General features: G+C 70.8%; 13 protein-coding genes. 9 read left to right on the top strand and 4 right to left on the bottom strand.

Going from position 1 to position 14,571, the window contains the following annotated elements; all coding sequences use genetic code 11:
- Positions 1 to 317: 317 nt before the first annotated feature.
- Together hisC and SPHPHY_RS0100605 are read left to right on the top strand one after the other, a co-directional pair.
- Positions 318 to 1,466, top strand: coding sequence for a histidinol-phosphate transaminase (hisC, locus tag SPHPHY_RS0100610; protein ID WP_051148244.1), 1,149 nt, complete (start codon positions 318 to 320; stop codon positions 1,464 to 1,466).
- Complete coding sequence (locus SPHPHY_RS0100605; RefSeq protein WP_022684779.1) at positions 1,466 to 2,374, top strand: prephenate/arogenate dehydrogenase family protein; 909 nt, start codon at positions 1,466 to 1,468, stop codon at positions 2,372 to 2,374. The genes hisC and SPHPHY_RS0100605 overlap by 1 nt, the downstream gene beginning before the upstream one ends.
- 53 nt (positions 2,375 to 2,427) lie before the next feature.
- On the opposite strand, the gene SPHPHY_RS0100600 is transcribed toward SPHPHY_RS0100605, so the two are convergent.
- Both SPHPHY_RS0100600 and SPHPHY_RS0100595 read right to left on the bottom strand, forming a co-directional pair.
- Complete coding sequence (locus tag SPHPHY_RS0100600) at positions 2,428 to 2,835, bottom strand: DUF1489 domain-containing protein (protein WP_022684778.1); 408 nt, start codon at positions 2,833 to 2,835, stop codon at positions 2,428 to 2,430.
- Positions 2,836 to 2,997: 162 nt separating this feature from the next.
- On the bottom strand, positions 2,998 to 4,458 hold the full coding sequence (locus SPHPHY_RS0100595) for a M23 family metallopeptidase (RefSeq protein ID WP_022684777.1): 1,461 nt from the start codon (positions 4,456 to 4,458) through the stop codon (positions 2,998 to 3,000).
- Between the two features lie 206 nt (positions 4,459 to 4,664).
- Between SPHPHY_RS0100595 and SPHPHY_RS0100590 the strand changes: the two genes are divergently transcribed.
- The 7 genes from SPHPHY_RS0100590 to SPHPHY_RS0100560 all read left to right on the top strand — a co-directional run bounded on the left by SPHPHY_RS0100590 (position 4,665) and on the right by SPHPHY_RS0100560 (position 11,063).
- Positions 4,665 to 7,148, top strand: a complete 2,484-nt coding sequence (locus SPHPHY_RS0100590) for a helicase-related protein (RefSeq protein WP_022684776.1) — start codon at positions 4,665 to 4,667, stop codon at positions 7,146 to 7,148.
- Between the two features lie 14 nt (positions 7,149 to 7,162).
- Positions 7,163 to 7,483, top strand: a complete 321-nt coding sequence (locus tag SPHPHY_RS18725; RefSeq protein ID WP_419554960.1) for an RNA-binding S4 domain-containing protein — start codon at positions 7,163 to 7,165, stop codon at positions 7,481 to 7,483.
- 13 nt (positions 7,484 to 7,496) lie between these two features.
- Positions 7,497 to 7,838 (top strand): ferredoxin FdxA, encoded by a 342-nt coding sequence (gene fdxA / locus SPHPHY_RS0100580; RefSeq protein ID WP_022684774.1) that lies wholly within the window; start codon positions 7,497 to 7,499, stop codon positions 7,836 to 7,838.
- A gap of 5 nt (positions 7,839 to 7,843) precedes the next feature.
- Positions 7,844 to 8,833, top strand: coding sequence for an alpha/beta fold hydrolase (locus SPHPHY_RS0100575; RefSeq protein WP_022684773.1), 990 nt, complete (start codon positions 7,844 to 7,846; stop codon positions 8,831 to 8,833).
- A 199-nt stretch (positions 8,834 to 9,032) separates the two neighbouring features.
- Positions 9,033 to 9,566, top strand: a complete 534-nt coding sequence (locus SPHPHY_RS0100570; RefSeq protein ID WP_022684772.1) for a CarD family transcriptional regulator — start codon at positions 9,033 to 9,035, stop codon at positions 9,564 to 9,566.
- Positions 9,567 to 9,681: 115 nt separating this feature from the next.
- A complete protein-coding gene (locus SPHPHY_RS0100565) occupies positions 9,682 to 10,392 on the top strand; it encodes a head GIN domain-containing protein (protein ID WP_022684771.1) in 711 nt (236 codons plus the stop codon).
- Positions 10,344 to 11,063 (top strand): GIN domain-containing protein, encoded by a 720-nt coding sequence (locus SPHPHY_RS0100560; RefSeq protein WP_081645181.1) that lies wholly within the window; start codon positions 10,344 to 10,346, stop codon positions 11,061 to 11,063. Before SPHPHY_RS0100565 ends, SPHPHY_RS0100560 begins: the two co-directional genes overlap by 49 nt.
- Positions 11,064 to 11,213: 150 nt before the next feature.
- Here SPHPHY_RS0100560 and SPHPHY_RS0100555 read toward each other — a convergent pair whose 3' ends face one another.
- Complete coding sequence (locus SPHPHY_RS0100555) at positions 11,214 to 11,753, bottom strand: SixA phosphatase family protein (protein ID WP_022684769.1); 540 nt, start codon at positions 11,751 to 11,753, stop codon at positions 11,214 to 11,216.
- Between the two features lie 15 nt (positions 11,754 to 11,768).
- Entirely contained in the window at positions 11,769 to 14,477 is a 2,709-nt protein-coding gene (locus SPHPHY_RS0100550) for an ATP-dependent DNA helicase (RefSeq protein WP_022684768.1), read from the bottom strand.
- Between the last annotated feature and the right edge of the window lie 94 nt (positions 14,478 to 14,571).

The raw sequence follows: 14,571 nt of genomic DNA, 5'->3' as shown, positions 1-14,571 counted from the left end.
CGATCCCGGTCGCGTCCCCACTTCCCCCGCGCCCGCGCGCGCGCTACCCGCATCGGCCATTGATGCGGGGCGAGCTTCAGCGGCACTGGAAACATGCCGTGCCGAAACGTGCGACCGTGGACGGTTCACGCTTCAACATGACCTTTCGTACGATCCATGGCGTCATACCGGCGTCTGGATCGTAGCTGGCAAGCCGCCCGGCGTCGCCCCTGCCGACCGGCAAGTGCCACGTGGTCCGGACGCTCACAACCTACACGCCCGATCCCGGTCGCGTCCCCACTTCCCCCGCGCCCGCGCGCGCGCTACCCGCATCGGCCATGACGAACGCTCCCACGCCCAAGCCCTGGATCATGGACATCGCACCCTACATCCCGGGGCGATCGACCACCGACGATGGCCGGACGGTCGCGAAACTGTCTTCGAACGAGAACCCGCTCGGCACCTCGCCCGCCGCGCGCGCCGCCTATGCCTCGGCCGCTGACACGCTGGAGCGCTACCCCGATGCCAGCGGTGCGATCGTGCGCGAGGCGATCGGCGCGCGCTTCGGGCTCGACCCGGCGCGCATCATCTACGGCAATGGTTCGGACGAGATCCTGCACCTCGTCGCGGGCGCGTTCGCCGGTCCGGGCGACGAGGTGATCTTCGTCCGCTACGGCTTTGCGGTGTACGAGATCGCGACGCGGCGCGTCGGCGCCACCCCGGTGATCGCGCCCGATCGCGATTACGCGACCGACGTCGATGCGATCCTCGCCTGCGTCACCGATCGCACGCGCGTCGTCTACGTCGCCAATCCCAACAACCCGACCGGCACCTTCGCACCGGCCGCGGAGATCGCCCGCCTCCACGCCGCGCTGCCGGCAAACGTGCTGCTGGTGCTCGACCAGGCCTATGCCGAGTACCTCGCCGATGCCGACGACGACGGCGGGCTGGCGCTGGCGAAGACCGCCACCAACGTGCTGGTCACGCGCACTTTCTCCAAGATCCACGGCCTCGCTGCCGAGCGGATCGGCTGGGGCTATGCACATGTCGACATCATCCAGGCGCTGCACCGCATCCGGCTGCCGTTCAACATCACGATCGGCGGACAACGCGCCGCCGTCGCGGCGATCGAGGACACGGCGTTCGTCGGACATACCCGCGCCCACAACGCCACGTGGCGCGCCTGGTTCTCGGACGAGATCGCCAGGCTCGGGAATGCCGGGCTGCGCGCGATCCCCAGCGAAGCGAACTTCGTGCTCGTCGTCTTCGAAGGGGCGGTGACCGCCGAGACCGCCTACAAGGGGTTGATGGACGCCGGCTATATCGTCCGCTGGCTCCCCGGCCAGGGCCTGGCGCAAGGGCTGCGGATCACGATCGGCACCGAGGAGGAGACGCGCGGCGTCGCCGCGGCGCTGCGCGGGATCGTCGAGCGCGGCGCCGCCCCGGCCCACGCCACCGCACCCGACAAGGGCATCGAGCGCGGCTGATGCTGCCGTTCGCCCGCGTCTCGATCATCGGCCTCGGGCTGATCGGCTCCTCGATCGCGCGGGCGGTGCGGCAATATATGCCGACCGTGCGGCTGACCGGGCATGACGCCAGCGCCGCGGTGCGCGAGACGGCGCGGCGCATCGACCTGCTCGACGACGTCGCCGACCACGCCGGCGCGGCGGTGATCGACGCCGATCTCGTGATCCTGTGCGTGCCGGTCGGCGCGATGGGCGCGGTCGCCGCCGAGATCGCGGCCGACCTGCCCGCCGACGCGATCGTCAGCGACGTGGGCAGTTGCAAGGCGTCGGTGGCGCAGGCGTTGTCGGCGGTACTCCCGCCCGCCCGCATCATCCCGGCGCACCCGGTCGCCGGCACCGAGCAGAGCGGCCCGGAGGCGGGCTTCGCGACACTGTTCCGCCGTCGCTGGTGCATCGTCACCCCGCTGCCCGAGAGCGACGAGGCGGCCACGGTGCGCGTGGAGGAATTCTGGCGCCGGCTGGGCGCGGACGTCGAGCGGATGGCCCCCGACCATCATGACCTCGTGCTCGCGGTGACCAGCCACCTGCCGCACCTGATCGCCTATACGATCGTCGGCACTGCCGACGACCTGCAACAGGTGACGCAGTCGGAGGTGATCAAATTCTCGGCCGGCGGCTTCCGCGACTTCACGCGGATCGCCGCCTCGGATCCGGTGATGTGGCGTGACGTGTTCCTGTCGAACAAGGAAGCGGTGCTGGAGATGCTGCAACGCTTCAGCGAGGACCTGAGCCAATTGCAGCGCGCGATCCGCTGGGACGACGGCGACGCGCTCCACGATCGCTTCGCGCGGACGCGCGCGATCCGCCGCTCGATCGTCGACCAGGGCCAGGACGATGCGGCCGCCGATTTCGGGCGCAAGCACGACTGAAGACAACGCACTCGCCGGTCATACCCCGCGATGATCGGGATGACGGGCGCGCCCTAGATCAGCGCCAAAGCGCTCAATTGCCCCATCAGCGCCGGTGGCATCGCCGCCAGCCCGTCGGCCACGTCACCGCCCAGGTCGAGCGGCGCATCGCCCGCCTCGAGGTATCGCCAGCCCTGATGCGCGCGCCGCGGCTGTGCGAGCACCAGCCGCAGTTCGGGATCGATGTGGATCGCCACGCGCCCGCCCTCGGCATCGCCGAACGACAGGATCGGCGAACGCGCCACCAGCTGGTGCTTGATGATCCAGAACAGCGAGCCCTGCCCCGCCACTTCCTCGTGGCGCTTGGGCAGATAGCGCGTCGTCAGGAACACCGGCCCGGCAGCGGCACGCGCGCGCAACCGATCGGCCAGCAGGTCGACGCTGGCCGCGCCGAACGCGACCTTGGTGAGATGGAGCGGCATGGGAGGCGCGATGTGGGTCGCGCCGGCGCATCCCGCAAGCATTTACGACACCGCGCGTATTTCAGCCGGACCGGGCGAGCGGACGTAGTGCGGAATTGTAGAGGACGCCCGCGGCGACAGCGACCGGACACCGGCAAACGCAAACCGCGCCGTCGCCAGTCCCTATTGCAGCGGCGTGCCTGCCAGTCGCGCGATCTTCGCCTTCATCGCGCGGATCGTCGCTGCGGGCAGCGCCTGCAGGCTGCTCATCGCGATCGAGCGCGGGTTCACCGGACGCCCGTTCTGCCACACTTCCCAATGCAGGTGCGGCCCGGTGGAAATGCCGGTCGATCCGACATAGCCGATCACCTGCCCGCGCTCGATGCGCATTCCCGGTCGCACCGCGAAGCGGCTCATGTGCCCGTAACCGCTCGCCAGTCCACCGGCATGCGCCAGCTTGACGAAATTGCCGTACCCGCCGGATCGCCCGGCGAACTGCACCACCCCGTCCATGGCGGCATAGATCGGGCTGCCATAGGGCGCACCGATGTCGGTGCCCTTGTGCATCCGCATGAAGCCCAGCAGCGGGTGCATCCGCATCCCGAAGGTGGAGGTGACGCGCCCGGCGACCGGCATCCCCATCGTCCCGCGCCGTTCGACCTGCCCGCCAGGGTTCATCAGCTCGCCACCGCTGCCGTCGCGGTCGCCCCAGCGCACCAGCGTGATCGCACGGCGTCCCTGGTCCAGCCCGGCGTATTGCAGCTGGCCGACCTCGACCTCGCCGGTGGCGGCGCGTTGCTGGTCGGCGACGATATCGAACGTGTCGCTCGCCGCGATCCGCTCGATCGGCATGTGGGCGCCCAGCGCCTTGAGATAATTCTCCACCACCCGCGCCGGCACCCCGGCGGCCCGCGCCGAGCGATAGAGGCTGGCGCCCACGATCCCGCGGATGTGCAGCGGCGTGCGGTCGATCGCGATCGGGCGGCGGATCACGCTCAGCGCGTCGCCGGCGCGCAGCACCGTCATGTTCAGGTCGAAGGCCGCACGGAAATCGAGCTTTTCCAGCGGGCGCGGCTGAAACCTGGTCGGACGGCGTCCCAGCGTCAGCGACAGGATCGTGCCGGGGCGCAAGGTCGCCCCGCCGATCAGCGCCGCGACCCGCGTGGCTTCGTGCCCGCCCACCCCGGCACGCTGCAAGGCGCCCGGCAGAGTGTCGCCATCGGTCAGCGCCGCGGTCAGCTCGATCTGCGGGCGCTCGGGGGTTTCCTTCAGCGGCCGCACCAGCGCACCCGCCGCCATTCGCCGGCCGGTGGTCGCCCCCAGCGCCAGCGGTGCGAACGACTGCGTCCGCGCTTCCTCGAACGCCGCCTCCGTCATCACCGGCGCGCCATGGCCCAGGATCGGCTGCCAGCCCGGCGACAGGAACCAGGCGCCGGCGCATAGCGCGGTGCAGGTCGCCATGCCGCGCCACCAGGTGCGGCTGCCGATGTCACGCCCCAGATCGGGCACCCAGTCGGTCTGCGCCGCGGCGATCCGCAACCGGTCGATCGTGCTGCGCTCGGCCAGCGGCACCAGCGTCCGGCCGGACACGCGCGCACCCGCGGCGCCCGCCCATTCCAGACCCTGATGCTCGCGCAAGAACACGCCGGCGTCCCGCCCCTGACGAAAAGCACGCCGCCCATGCGGCATGTGACTGGCGCAGCGTTGTGAAGGCGATTCGCTAAAGTCAAATTAACCCCGGCATGCGGAGCGCAGCGCTGCGGCAAAGCGTTTATGACCAGCGGCGAAGTGGAGGCGCTTGATATGCGACGATTGCAACCACGCCTTCGCGCCCCGATGTAGGGCGAGTCATGGTGGCTATCGACCGACCCCGCGTTACGGCCGTGCTGGGGCCGACCAACACCGGGAAGACGCATCTCGCGATCGAACGGATGTGCGCGCATTCCAGTGGGATGATCGGCTTTCCGCTGCGGCTGCTGGCGCGCGAGGTCTATGACCGCGTCGTCGCGATCAAGGGCGCGGATCGCGTGGCGCTGATCACCGGCGAGGAGCGGATCGTTCCGAAGGACGCGCGCTGGTTCCTGTGCACGGCCGAGAGCATGCCCATGCAGCGCGACGTCGCGTTCGTCGCGCTGGACGAGGCGCAACTCGGCAGCGACCGTGAACGTGGGCATGTCTTCACCGACCGGATCCTGCGGGCGCGCGGCCGCGAAGAGACGATGATCCTGGGTTCCGATTCGCTGCGTCCGGTGCTGCGCGCGCTGGTGCCCGGCATCGAGATCGTCGAGCGTCCGCGCTTCTCGACGCTCAGTTACGTCGGCGCCAGGAAGCTGTCGCGCCTGCCGCGGCGTTCGGCGATCGTCGCCTTCTCCGCCGAGGAGGTCTACGCCACCGCGGAGATGCTGCGGCGGTTGCGCGGCGGCGCGGCGGTGGTGATGGGGGCGCTCTCCCCGCGCACCCGCAACGCGCAGGTCGCGATGTTCCAGGCGGGCGAGGTCGACTATCTCGTCGCCACCGACGCGATCGGCATGGGGCTGAACCTCGACGTCGGACATGTCGCCTTTGCCGGGCTACACAAGTTCGACGGGCAGCAGCGCCGCCGCTTGCGGGTGGCGGAGATGGCGCAGATCGCGGGCCGCGCCGGTCGCCACCAGCGCGACGGCACGTTCGGCGCCCTTACCGAGGAAGGCCCGGATGCGTTCGAGCCCGAGGAGGTCGCCGCGATCGAGGGGCATCGCTTTCCGAAGCTCGACTGGCTCTATTGGCGGAACGGCAGCCCCGACCTGTCGAGCATCGATGCGCTGGTGGCCAGTCTGTCGGAGCGACCCGACGGCGACCGGCTGCGGGCCGCACCCGAGGCGCTCGACCTCAAGATCCTGAAACGGCTCGCCGAAGAGGCCGGCGTTCGCGACCGCGCACGCGGTGGCAACGTCGCGCGGCTGTGGGCGGCATGCGGCATCCCCGATTTCGCCAAGCTCGGGCTGGACCCGCACGCGCGCTTCGTCGGGCGCGTGTTCGGCTATCTGTCGCACGGCCACATCCCGCACCAATGGTTCGCCGACGAGGTCGCGCGGCTCGACCGCATCGAGGGCGATGTCGAGACGATCGCCGGGCGCATCGCCGCGATCCGCAGCTGGGCCTATATCGCGCAGCGCCCCGACTGGCTCGCCGATCCGCAGACATGGGCGGCGCGGACGCTGGAGATCGAGGAGCGGCTGTCGGACGCGCTCCATGCCGGACTGACGCAGCGGTTCGTCGACAAGCGGACCACGGCGCTCGCCCGCAAGATCGGCGGTGGAGTCGGCGCATTGCCGGTCGAGATCGACGCGCAGGGCGAGGTGACGATCGACACGCACACGATCGGCCGGCTCGACGGCTTCCGCTTCGTGGTCGCGCCCGACGCGCGCGCCAGTGACAAGCGGCTGCTGCTCGCCACCGCCGAGAAGCGCCTCGCCGGTGAGCGCCGCCGCCGTGCCGAGGCGCTGATCGCCAGCGACGATGCGCGACTCGCGCTTAGCGAGGACGGCGCGATCGCGGTCGACGGGCTGGCGGTCGCGCGGCTCGCGCGCGGCACCTCGCTCGCGCGTCCGCAGGTCGTGCTCGACGACGCGCTCGACTGTCTCGACGCGGCGCTGCGGACGCGCGTGATCGAGCGGTTGCGGCGCTGGACCGCCGACACGATCGCGCGCACCCTGCCAGCGGTCGCCGCGCTGGCGACCGCGAGCCGTGCTGCCGACGCCGGCCCCGCATTGCGCAGCATCGCCGGCGCGATGGAGGCCGGTGCCGGATTTGCGGAACGCCTGCCGCTCCGGGACGCGATCGAATCGCTTTCGCCGGGCCAACGCCACTGGTTGCGGCAGCAGCGGATCACAATCGGCGCGCTCGACCTGTTCGATGCGCGACTGCTCAAGCCCGCCGCGCAAGGCTGGCGGCGCGCGCTGCTCGCCGCCGATGGCACGCCACCGCTCCCGCTACCGCGGCCGGGCGCCACGACGCTGCCGCGCGGCGCGCCGGGCGCGGTGCCGCTGATGGGATATCGCGCGCTCGGCGGGCAGGCGGTGCGCATCGACCTGGTCGAACGCGTCGCCCGTGCCGCGCACGATGCGCGCGGGACGAGCGGCCGCGCGCCCTTCGCCCCCGATCCCGCGCTCGCCGTCTCGATCGGGCTGGAGCCGGCGACGGTCGCGCGGCTGATGGCGGAGCTCGGCTTCCGCCCCGTGACTGTCCCGGACGCAGCGCCGCACTATGTGTGGCGCGGGCGCGCACGCGCCAAGGCGATCGCGCCTGATCCCGGCAATGCCTTCGCCGCGCTTGCCGGGCTGGTCGGGCGATGAGCGGCGCCGACACGATGCGGCTCGACCGTTTCCTGTGGTTCGCGCGACTCGCCAAGACGCGTGACGTGGCGCAGGCGCTCGCCAGCAACGGCCACCTGCGGCTCGACGGACGCGCGATCGACCGCGCGCATGCACCGGTGCGGGTCGGCAACATCCTCACCTTCTTTCACGGCGGCCGCGTGCGCGTGCTGCGCGTCGAAGCGCTGCCCGTTCGTCGCGGTGCCGCGCCCGAAGCGCAGGAATGCTATCAGGAACTGGCACTGGCCGCGCCGCTTTCTACGCCAGAAGCGTTGACGCGCGCGACGACCGGCGCGAAAGCGGCGCCCGAGAAGTAAGGAATAGCCGACCATGACCTATGTCGTCACCGACGCCTGCATCCGCTGCAAGTACATGGACTGCGTGGAAGTATGTCCGGTCGACTGCTTCTACGAGGGCGATAACATGCTCGTCATCAACCCGTCGGAATGCATCGACTGCGGCGTGTGCGAGCCGGAATGCCCCGCCGAAGCGATCCTGCCCGACACTGAAAGCGGGCTGGAACAATGGCTTGAGCTCAACAATACCTTCTCGGCGCAATGGCCCAACGTCACGCGCAAGCTGGATCAGACGCCGCCCGACGCCGACGAGATGAAGGGCGTGGAGGGCAAGTACGACAAGTTCTTCTCGGCCGAGCCCGGCAAGGGCGACTGACGCCGATGCACCTGTCGCGCCGCGCGCTCCTTGCCGCGGGCGCGGCGGGGCTGCTCGCGCGACCGGCGTTCGCGCGAGACGCCAGCTATCCGCGTCCGACGCGCGAGGCGATGCTGCCGGTACCGGGCGGGCGCGTCTATGTCCGCGTCAACGGCGACCTGCGCGGGCCGCGCGCGCCGCTCGTGCTGATCCATGGCGGGCCTGGCGGCACGCACACGTCGCTGCTCGACGCGCTGGCACTCGCTGACGAACGCGCCGTGATCCTCTACGACCAGCTCGACAGCGGTCGCTCGGAGTGGCCGCAGGCGCCGGCCAATTGGCGCGTCGCGCGCTTCGTCGACGAGCTGGAGGCGGTCCGTGTCGGGCTGAATGTCCCGCACTGGCACGTTTGCGGCCTCAGCTGGGGCGGTACGATCGCGCTCGAATATGCCGCGCGCCGGCCGGCCGCACTCGCCGGCGTCGTGCTCGGCGGCCCGCTGATCGCGACCGGCGCGTGGCTCGCCGATGCCGCCGCGCTGCGCGCCGCGCTCCCGGCCGATGCGCGCGACACGCTGGTCGCCTGCGAAGGGGACACGCCGCCGCCCGCCGCGGCCTGCGACCGTGCTACGGACGTTTTCTACCGCCACTACAATCGCCGCGAGGACGCCCCGGCCGCGCTGCGCGATGCCGCGCGCGTGATCGGGAATCGCGGCTTCAATCAACGACTTTACGAGACGATGTGGGGGAAGAGCGAGTTCGTCGCGACCGGCACGCTCCGCGATTACGACGGCACGCCGCTGCTCGCCCGGCTCGACGGCGCCCGCACGTTGTTCATGGTCGGCCAGTATGACGAGGCGCGCCCCGTCACCGCCGCCGGCTTCGCCGCGCGCGTGCCGGGCGGTGCCGAAGTCGCAGTCATTCCAGGCGCGGCGCACGGCACTCTGTCGGACCGCCCGGTCGAGACCGTCGGCATCCTGCGCGGCTGGCTGGCGCGTCACGACACGTCCCGATTGTAAGAAAGTTCCGCTTCGTCAGCGCCCCTGCCCTAAACAGGCTGGAAATTTTGTTGCAAAGCGTTTATATACGTCCGGCACGGGCGCTTCGTCAGCGTTCGCCGGAGACGTCCAAACCTTATCGCCCCAGCCTGATTGTCGTTTCGCGGTGCTCGCGTCACGGGTCGCGCCTGTTGGGGCCACAACATTGGAAAGGCCACCTATGGCTGCCAAGGCTCTGCATTTCGATGTCGGCGACTATGTCGTCTATCCCAAGCACGGCGTCGGGCGCGTCATCGAGCTGCAGAAACAGGAAATCGCCGGCATGCAGCTGGAGCTTTATGTCCTGCGGTTCGAGAAGGAGCGCATGACGCTTCGCGTGCCGACCAACAAGGCCGAATCGGTGGGCATGCGGAAGCTGTCGTCGGACAAGACGATGCGCGAGGCGATGGAGACGCTCAAGGGCAAGCCCAAGGTGAAGCGCACGATGTGGTCGCGTCGCGCGCAGGAATATGAGGCGAAGATCAATTCGGGCGACCTCGCGTCGATCGCCGAAGTGGTCCGCGACCTGTTCCGCGCCGACGACCAGCCCGAGCAGAGCTATTCCGAGCGCCAGATCTTCGAGGGGGCGTGCAGCCGCCTCGCCCGCGAGCTGGCCGCGATGGAGCAGATCGACGAGCCGGCGGCGCAGGAGAAGATCCTCGATATCCTGCGCAAGGCCGCAGCGATCTACAACAAGGACAAGGTGCCCGCCTGACGCGGTCGCCTGACCCTGTTGCGTGCGGAAAGGGCGGCCGGCGACGGTCGCCCTTTTTTCGTTTGTGCCGGCCGCAGGCGTGTATTAGCATCGCAACACACAAGGGAGACGGGTGATGCGGACGATGGTTCTCGCGGCGCTGCTGCCGCTGGTGGCGTGCGGCAACAACGGCGACGATGGCAAGTCGGGGAACGCGCCGAACGGTACCGGCAGCTCCCGCAGCTATGACGTCCGTGACTTCGACGCGGTCCGCCTCGCGGGCAGCGACGATGTCGACGTCCGCGTCGGGGGAGCCTTCTCGATACGCGCCGAGGGCGATCCGAAAATCCTCGACAAGCTGAAGATCAGCAAGAACGGCAGGCAGTTGACGATCTCCCGCAGCTGGTCGTCCGGCGATGGTGACGCGCGCATCCATGTCACGGCGCCCGCGCTTACCGCGGCCGCGCTCGACGGTTCGGGCGATTTGCGCGTGGACCAGGTGCGCGGCGCGTCGTTCGATGCGCGCCTCACCGGATCGGGAGACCTGACGCTCGCGCAGGTCGCGGTCGATCGGCTCCGCCTCTCGATCGTCGGCTCGGGCGGGCTCGCCGCCCGGGGTGAAGCGCGACAGCTCGCGATCGACGCGACCGGATCGGGCGACGTCGCCGCCGCGCAACTGATCGCGCGCACCGCGCACGTCCAGTCGGCGGGCTCGGGCGATATCCGGGTCACTGTCCGCGGCGACGCGACGGTGTCGGCAAGCGGCTCGGGCGATGTCGACCTCGGCGCGGAGGCGCGCTGCACCGTTCGCAAGGCCGGCTCGGGCGACGTACGCTGCGGCGGCTGATCCCGCTGCTCGCGACGCTTGCGGTACCGGCGCACGCCGCCGAGCGCCGGTGGCCGGTCGGCAGCGTCGAACGTATCCGGATCGAGGCGCCGATTGACGTGCGCATCACCACAGGGGCCGGCACCGGCGTGCGCGCAACCGGGCCGGGGCGCGCCGCGCTCGACACGCTCGACGTTCGCGTGGACGGCAATACGCTGACGATCCGCGCGCCGCGTGCATCCGCGCCGATCGGCCACGTCACGATCTTTACCCCGCGCGTCGAGTCGATCGCGCTGTTCGTCCCGGCGACTGTCACACTCGACGCGCTGCGCGGCAGCCGGGCGAGCGCATCTGTCGCTGGCACGGGCACGATCACGATCGCGCGTGTCGACGCCGACAGCTTCGCCGCGACTTTGGTCGGCGACGGTACGATTACCGCCGCCGGGCGCGCGGCTGAGGTGCGGGTGACGGGCAACGGTCCCGGCACCATCGACGTGGCGGGCGTCGCATCGGACCGGATCGCGGTTCAGGCGATGGGCGACATCATCGTCCGCGCCGCCGCCCGCACGGCCGCGCAGGTCACCGCCGGCCCGGACGCGCAGGTATCGATCGCCGGACGGCCGCAATGCACGATCCGCGCCGCGAAGCCTGCCAATGTCGTGTGCGGCGCCCGTCAGGCGCCCGCCACGTAGAGCGAAGCGCGGTCGACGGGGCGTCGCGCGGTACACGGCATTGATAGTGCAGGCCGCACCGCCGCTATCTTCGACACGCTCACCGCACGCCCGCCCGGCACGATCGAGCGTGACGAACAAACGCCGCTGCTCGCCCGGCAGCGATCCGGGTCAATTCGAATCCGGCCCCAGCGTTGGATCGACATCGCGCGGCCGCACGAACCGGCGCAGCAACCCGCGCCCGGCCGCGACGTCCTGCCAGTCGTCCGTGTCGAACGTCAGCTCGGCGAGTGTTGCGGTGGGATATTTCTCCTCGGCCGCCTCGCGCAGCCCGCCCGCCTGATCGGACACCAGCAACAGCGTAAGGTCCTCCAGCCCGGGATTGTGCCCGATCAGCAGGATCGAGGCGGACGCCCCGCCCAATTCGTGCACCAGATCGAGCAACGTCGCGGCGGAGGCGAGGTACAGCCGACGGTCCCACTCGGGGGAGAGCGCGCGCCCCAGCCCGTGCTCGATCTCCGCCACCGTCTCTTCGACGCGCACCGCGGGCGAAGCGATCACGCGATCGAACTGCAAGCCAAGCTCGCGCAGATGCCGCCCCATCGTCGCCGCGGCGCGGCGCCCCTTCGGGTTCAGCGGGCGATCGAAGTCGCGCGCCACCGGATCGTCCCAGCCCGACTTGGCGTGGCGCAACAGCGTCAGCGTCTTCACGCGCGAGGTTCTCCGTCAGGCGTCGAGGCGCGCGTCATGCCCGATGTCACCGCTTGTGGATAGCCGCCGCCTTACTCTTTCCACCGCCTCGTCCAGCGGCACGCGCGTCACCGGCACACCCGGCGGGAACGCATCGAGCAAGCGCGACGGCATCGCCGCGGACAGCAGCACGAACAGCCCTGCGTCGCTCTCGCGCCGGATCAGCCGCCCGAACGCCTGCGCCAGCCGCGCGCGCACGATCCGGTCGTCATAGGCGCTGCCGCCGCCGGCCAGCCGCCGCGCGCCGTGAAGCACGGTCGGCTTCGGCCATGGCACCCCCTCCATCACCACCAGCCGCAGCGAATGGCCGGGTACGTCGACGCCGTCGCGCAGCGCATCGGTGCCGAACAGGCTGGCGTGCGGATCGTCGCGGAAGATGTCGACCAGCGTGCCCGTATCCACCGGATCGACGTGCTGCGCGTGCAGCGGCAGCCCGGCGCGTGCCAGCCGGTCTGCGACCCGCGCATGGACGGCGCGCAACCGCCGGATCGCGGTGAACAACCCCAGCGCCCCCCCGGCGCTCGCCTCGACCAGCCGCGCATACGCGTTGGCAAGCGCGGGGATGTCGCCGCGCTTCACATCGGTGACGATCACCACTTCGGCGCGCGCTGCGTAATCGAACGGACTCGCCGCCTGGAAGCGCCCGGCGGCACGTGGCAGGTGCGGCGCTCCGACCCGCGCCTCGGCGGTGTCCCAGTCGCCGCCCGCGGTCAATGTCGCCGAGGTCACCAGCGCGCCGTGCGCCCCCTTCAGCACCGTCTCGGCGAAGGGCAGCGTCGGGTCGAGCCAGCGCCGGTGCAGCCCGATATCGTATTCGCGCCCTTCGACCCGGTCGACCGCCAGCCAGTCGACGAAGCGCGGGTCCGCCGGCCCACCGACGCGTGCCAGCAACGCCAGCCACGACGCCACCGTCTCCGCGCGCCAGCCGAGCGAGGCGATCGCCCCTTCCACCCGCGCGCGCGCTGCGCCGTCCAGCCAGTCCGGCCCCTCCGCCAGCACCGCCTCCAGCCGCTTGCCCAGTGCCACCATCGGCCGCACCAGCGCGTCGAGCGCGTGCGCAGCGGGCGCCGCGGCTTCGATCAACTCGGGCGACGGCTCGGCCAGTTCGGTTTCCAGCCCGTAGCCGGCGTCCGCGCCGCGTTCCTCGGCGCGGGCATAGGCCAGCCCGCGCACCGCCCCCAGCAGCGCCTCGACCGCGCCGAACGGTTGCCCCTCCGCAACCCGCGCCAGCCATCCGTCCGATGCCAGTGCCTGCGCCGCTGTCACGATCTCGCCGACCGCGCGTCCGCCCTGTTCGTCGTAACTGGCGACATCGGACAGTCGCGCCTGCAACCCGCGCCGTCGTCCGCGCGCCGTCCCCTCCGGCCCGATGATCCAGCGCCGCAACTCGATCGTCTCCGCACCGGACAGGACCGTGCCGAACATCGCGTCGGCCGCATCGAACAGATGATGTCCTTCGTCAAAGACGTAGCGGGTCGGGCGTGTCGCCAGTTCGCGCCCACGCGCGGCATTGACCATCACCAACGCGTGGTTGGCGATCACCAGATCCGCTTCCGCGGACGCACGCGCCGCGCGCTCGATGAAGCATTTCCGGTAATGCGGGCAGCCGGCATACACGCACTCGCCGCGCCGGTCGGTCAGCGCGGTCGTCCCGTTGCGGCGGAACAGCGCCACCAGCCATCCCGGCAGGTCGCCGCCGATCATGTCGCCATCGTCGGTATACGCCGCCCAGCGCGCGACCAGATGCGCCAGGATCGCCGCGCGCCCCGCGAACCCGCCCTGCAGCGCGTCCTCCAGGTTGAGCAGGCACAGGTAATTCTCGCGCCCTTTCCGCGTCACGACCTTTGCCTTGCGGACCGCGCGATCGGGGTGGAGCCGCCGTGTCTCGTGCCCCAGTTGCCGTTGCAGCGCCTTGGTATAGGTCGACACCCACACCGCCCCGCCCGCCTGCTCCGCCCACAGGCTGGCCGGCGCGAGATAGCCGAGCGTCTTTCCGATCCCGGTCCCCGCCTCCGCCAGCACCAGGTTGGGCGTGTCGCGCGCCGCGCGCGGGGCAAAGGCGGTGCTGGCGGCGGCGGCATAGGCACGCTGCCCCACGCGCGTTTCCGCACCCTGTCCGGTCAGCCGGTCGAGGCGCTCGAGCACCGCGCGATCCTCCAGCGTCACGCTGCGCGGCGCCGGGCGTGGCGCGACCTCCTCCCATTCGGGCAGGCGCGAGAACAGCCAGCGTTCGTTCTGCTGCGGCTTGGGGATGCGCGCCGCCACCATCGGCGCCCATGCCCAACGCGCGCGGGTGAGCGACTGCGCCGCGGTCCACGCCCCTTCGCGCTCGACCCAGGCGCCGTCCGTTACCGCCAGCATCCGCTCGGCCGCCGCACGCAGGAACGCGGCGATCTCGTCGTCACGCGTGGGAACCGGCAGCCCGCACGCATCTGCCACACCCTTCGGGGTCGGCACCATGAACCGCGCCGGGTGCAGGAACGCGAACAGTTCGAGCAGGTCGAGGCCGGACAGCTCGGCATAGCCGAGCCGTTGTCCGATCAGCGGCGCGTTCAACAGGATCACCGGCGTGTCGGCCGCCAGCCGGATCGCCTCGCCGCGCGACAAGGCACGCGTCGCGTCGCCTTCCGCCACCCAGATGCCGGAATGGCTGGCGTGCAGCGCCGGATGCGGAAGCCGTATCACGTCTCCGGCATGGCGCAGCGGGAACGTTCTGGCAACTTCTTCCGCTTATTGCACTTGCTTCGCAGATGCTGGACGATAAAGGGTGGATTCGCTT

The organism is Sphingomonas phyllosphaerae 5.2 (assembly GCF_000419605.1).
Lineage (GTDB): Bacteria > Pseudomonadota > Alphaproteobacteria > Sphingomonadales > Sphingomonadaceae > Sphingomonas > Sphingomonas phyllosphaerae_B.
Note: the sequence above shows the minus strand (reverse complement) of the source record. Positions and strands in the feature narration are given on the sequence as shown.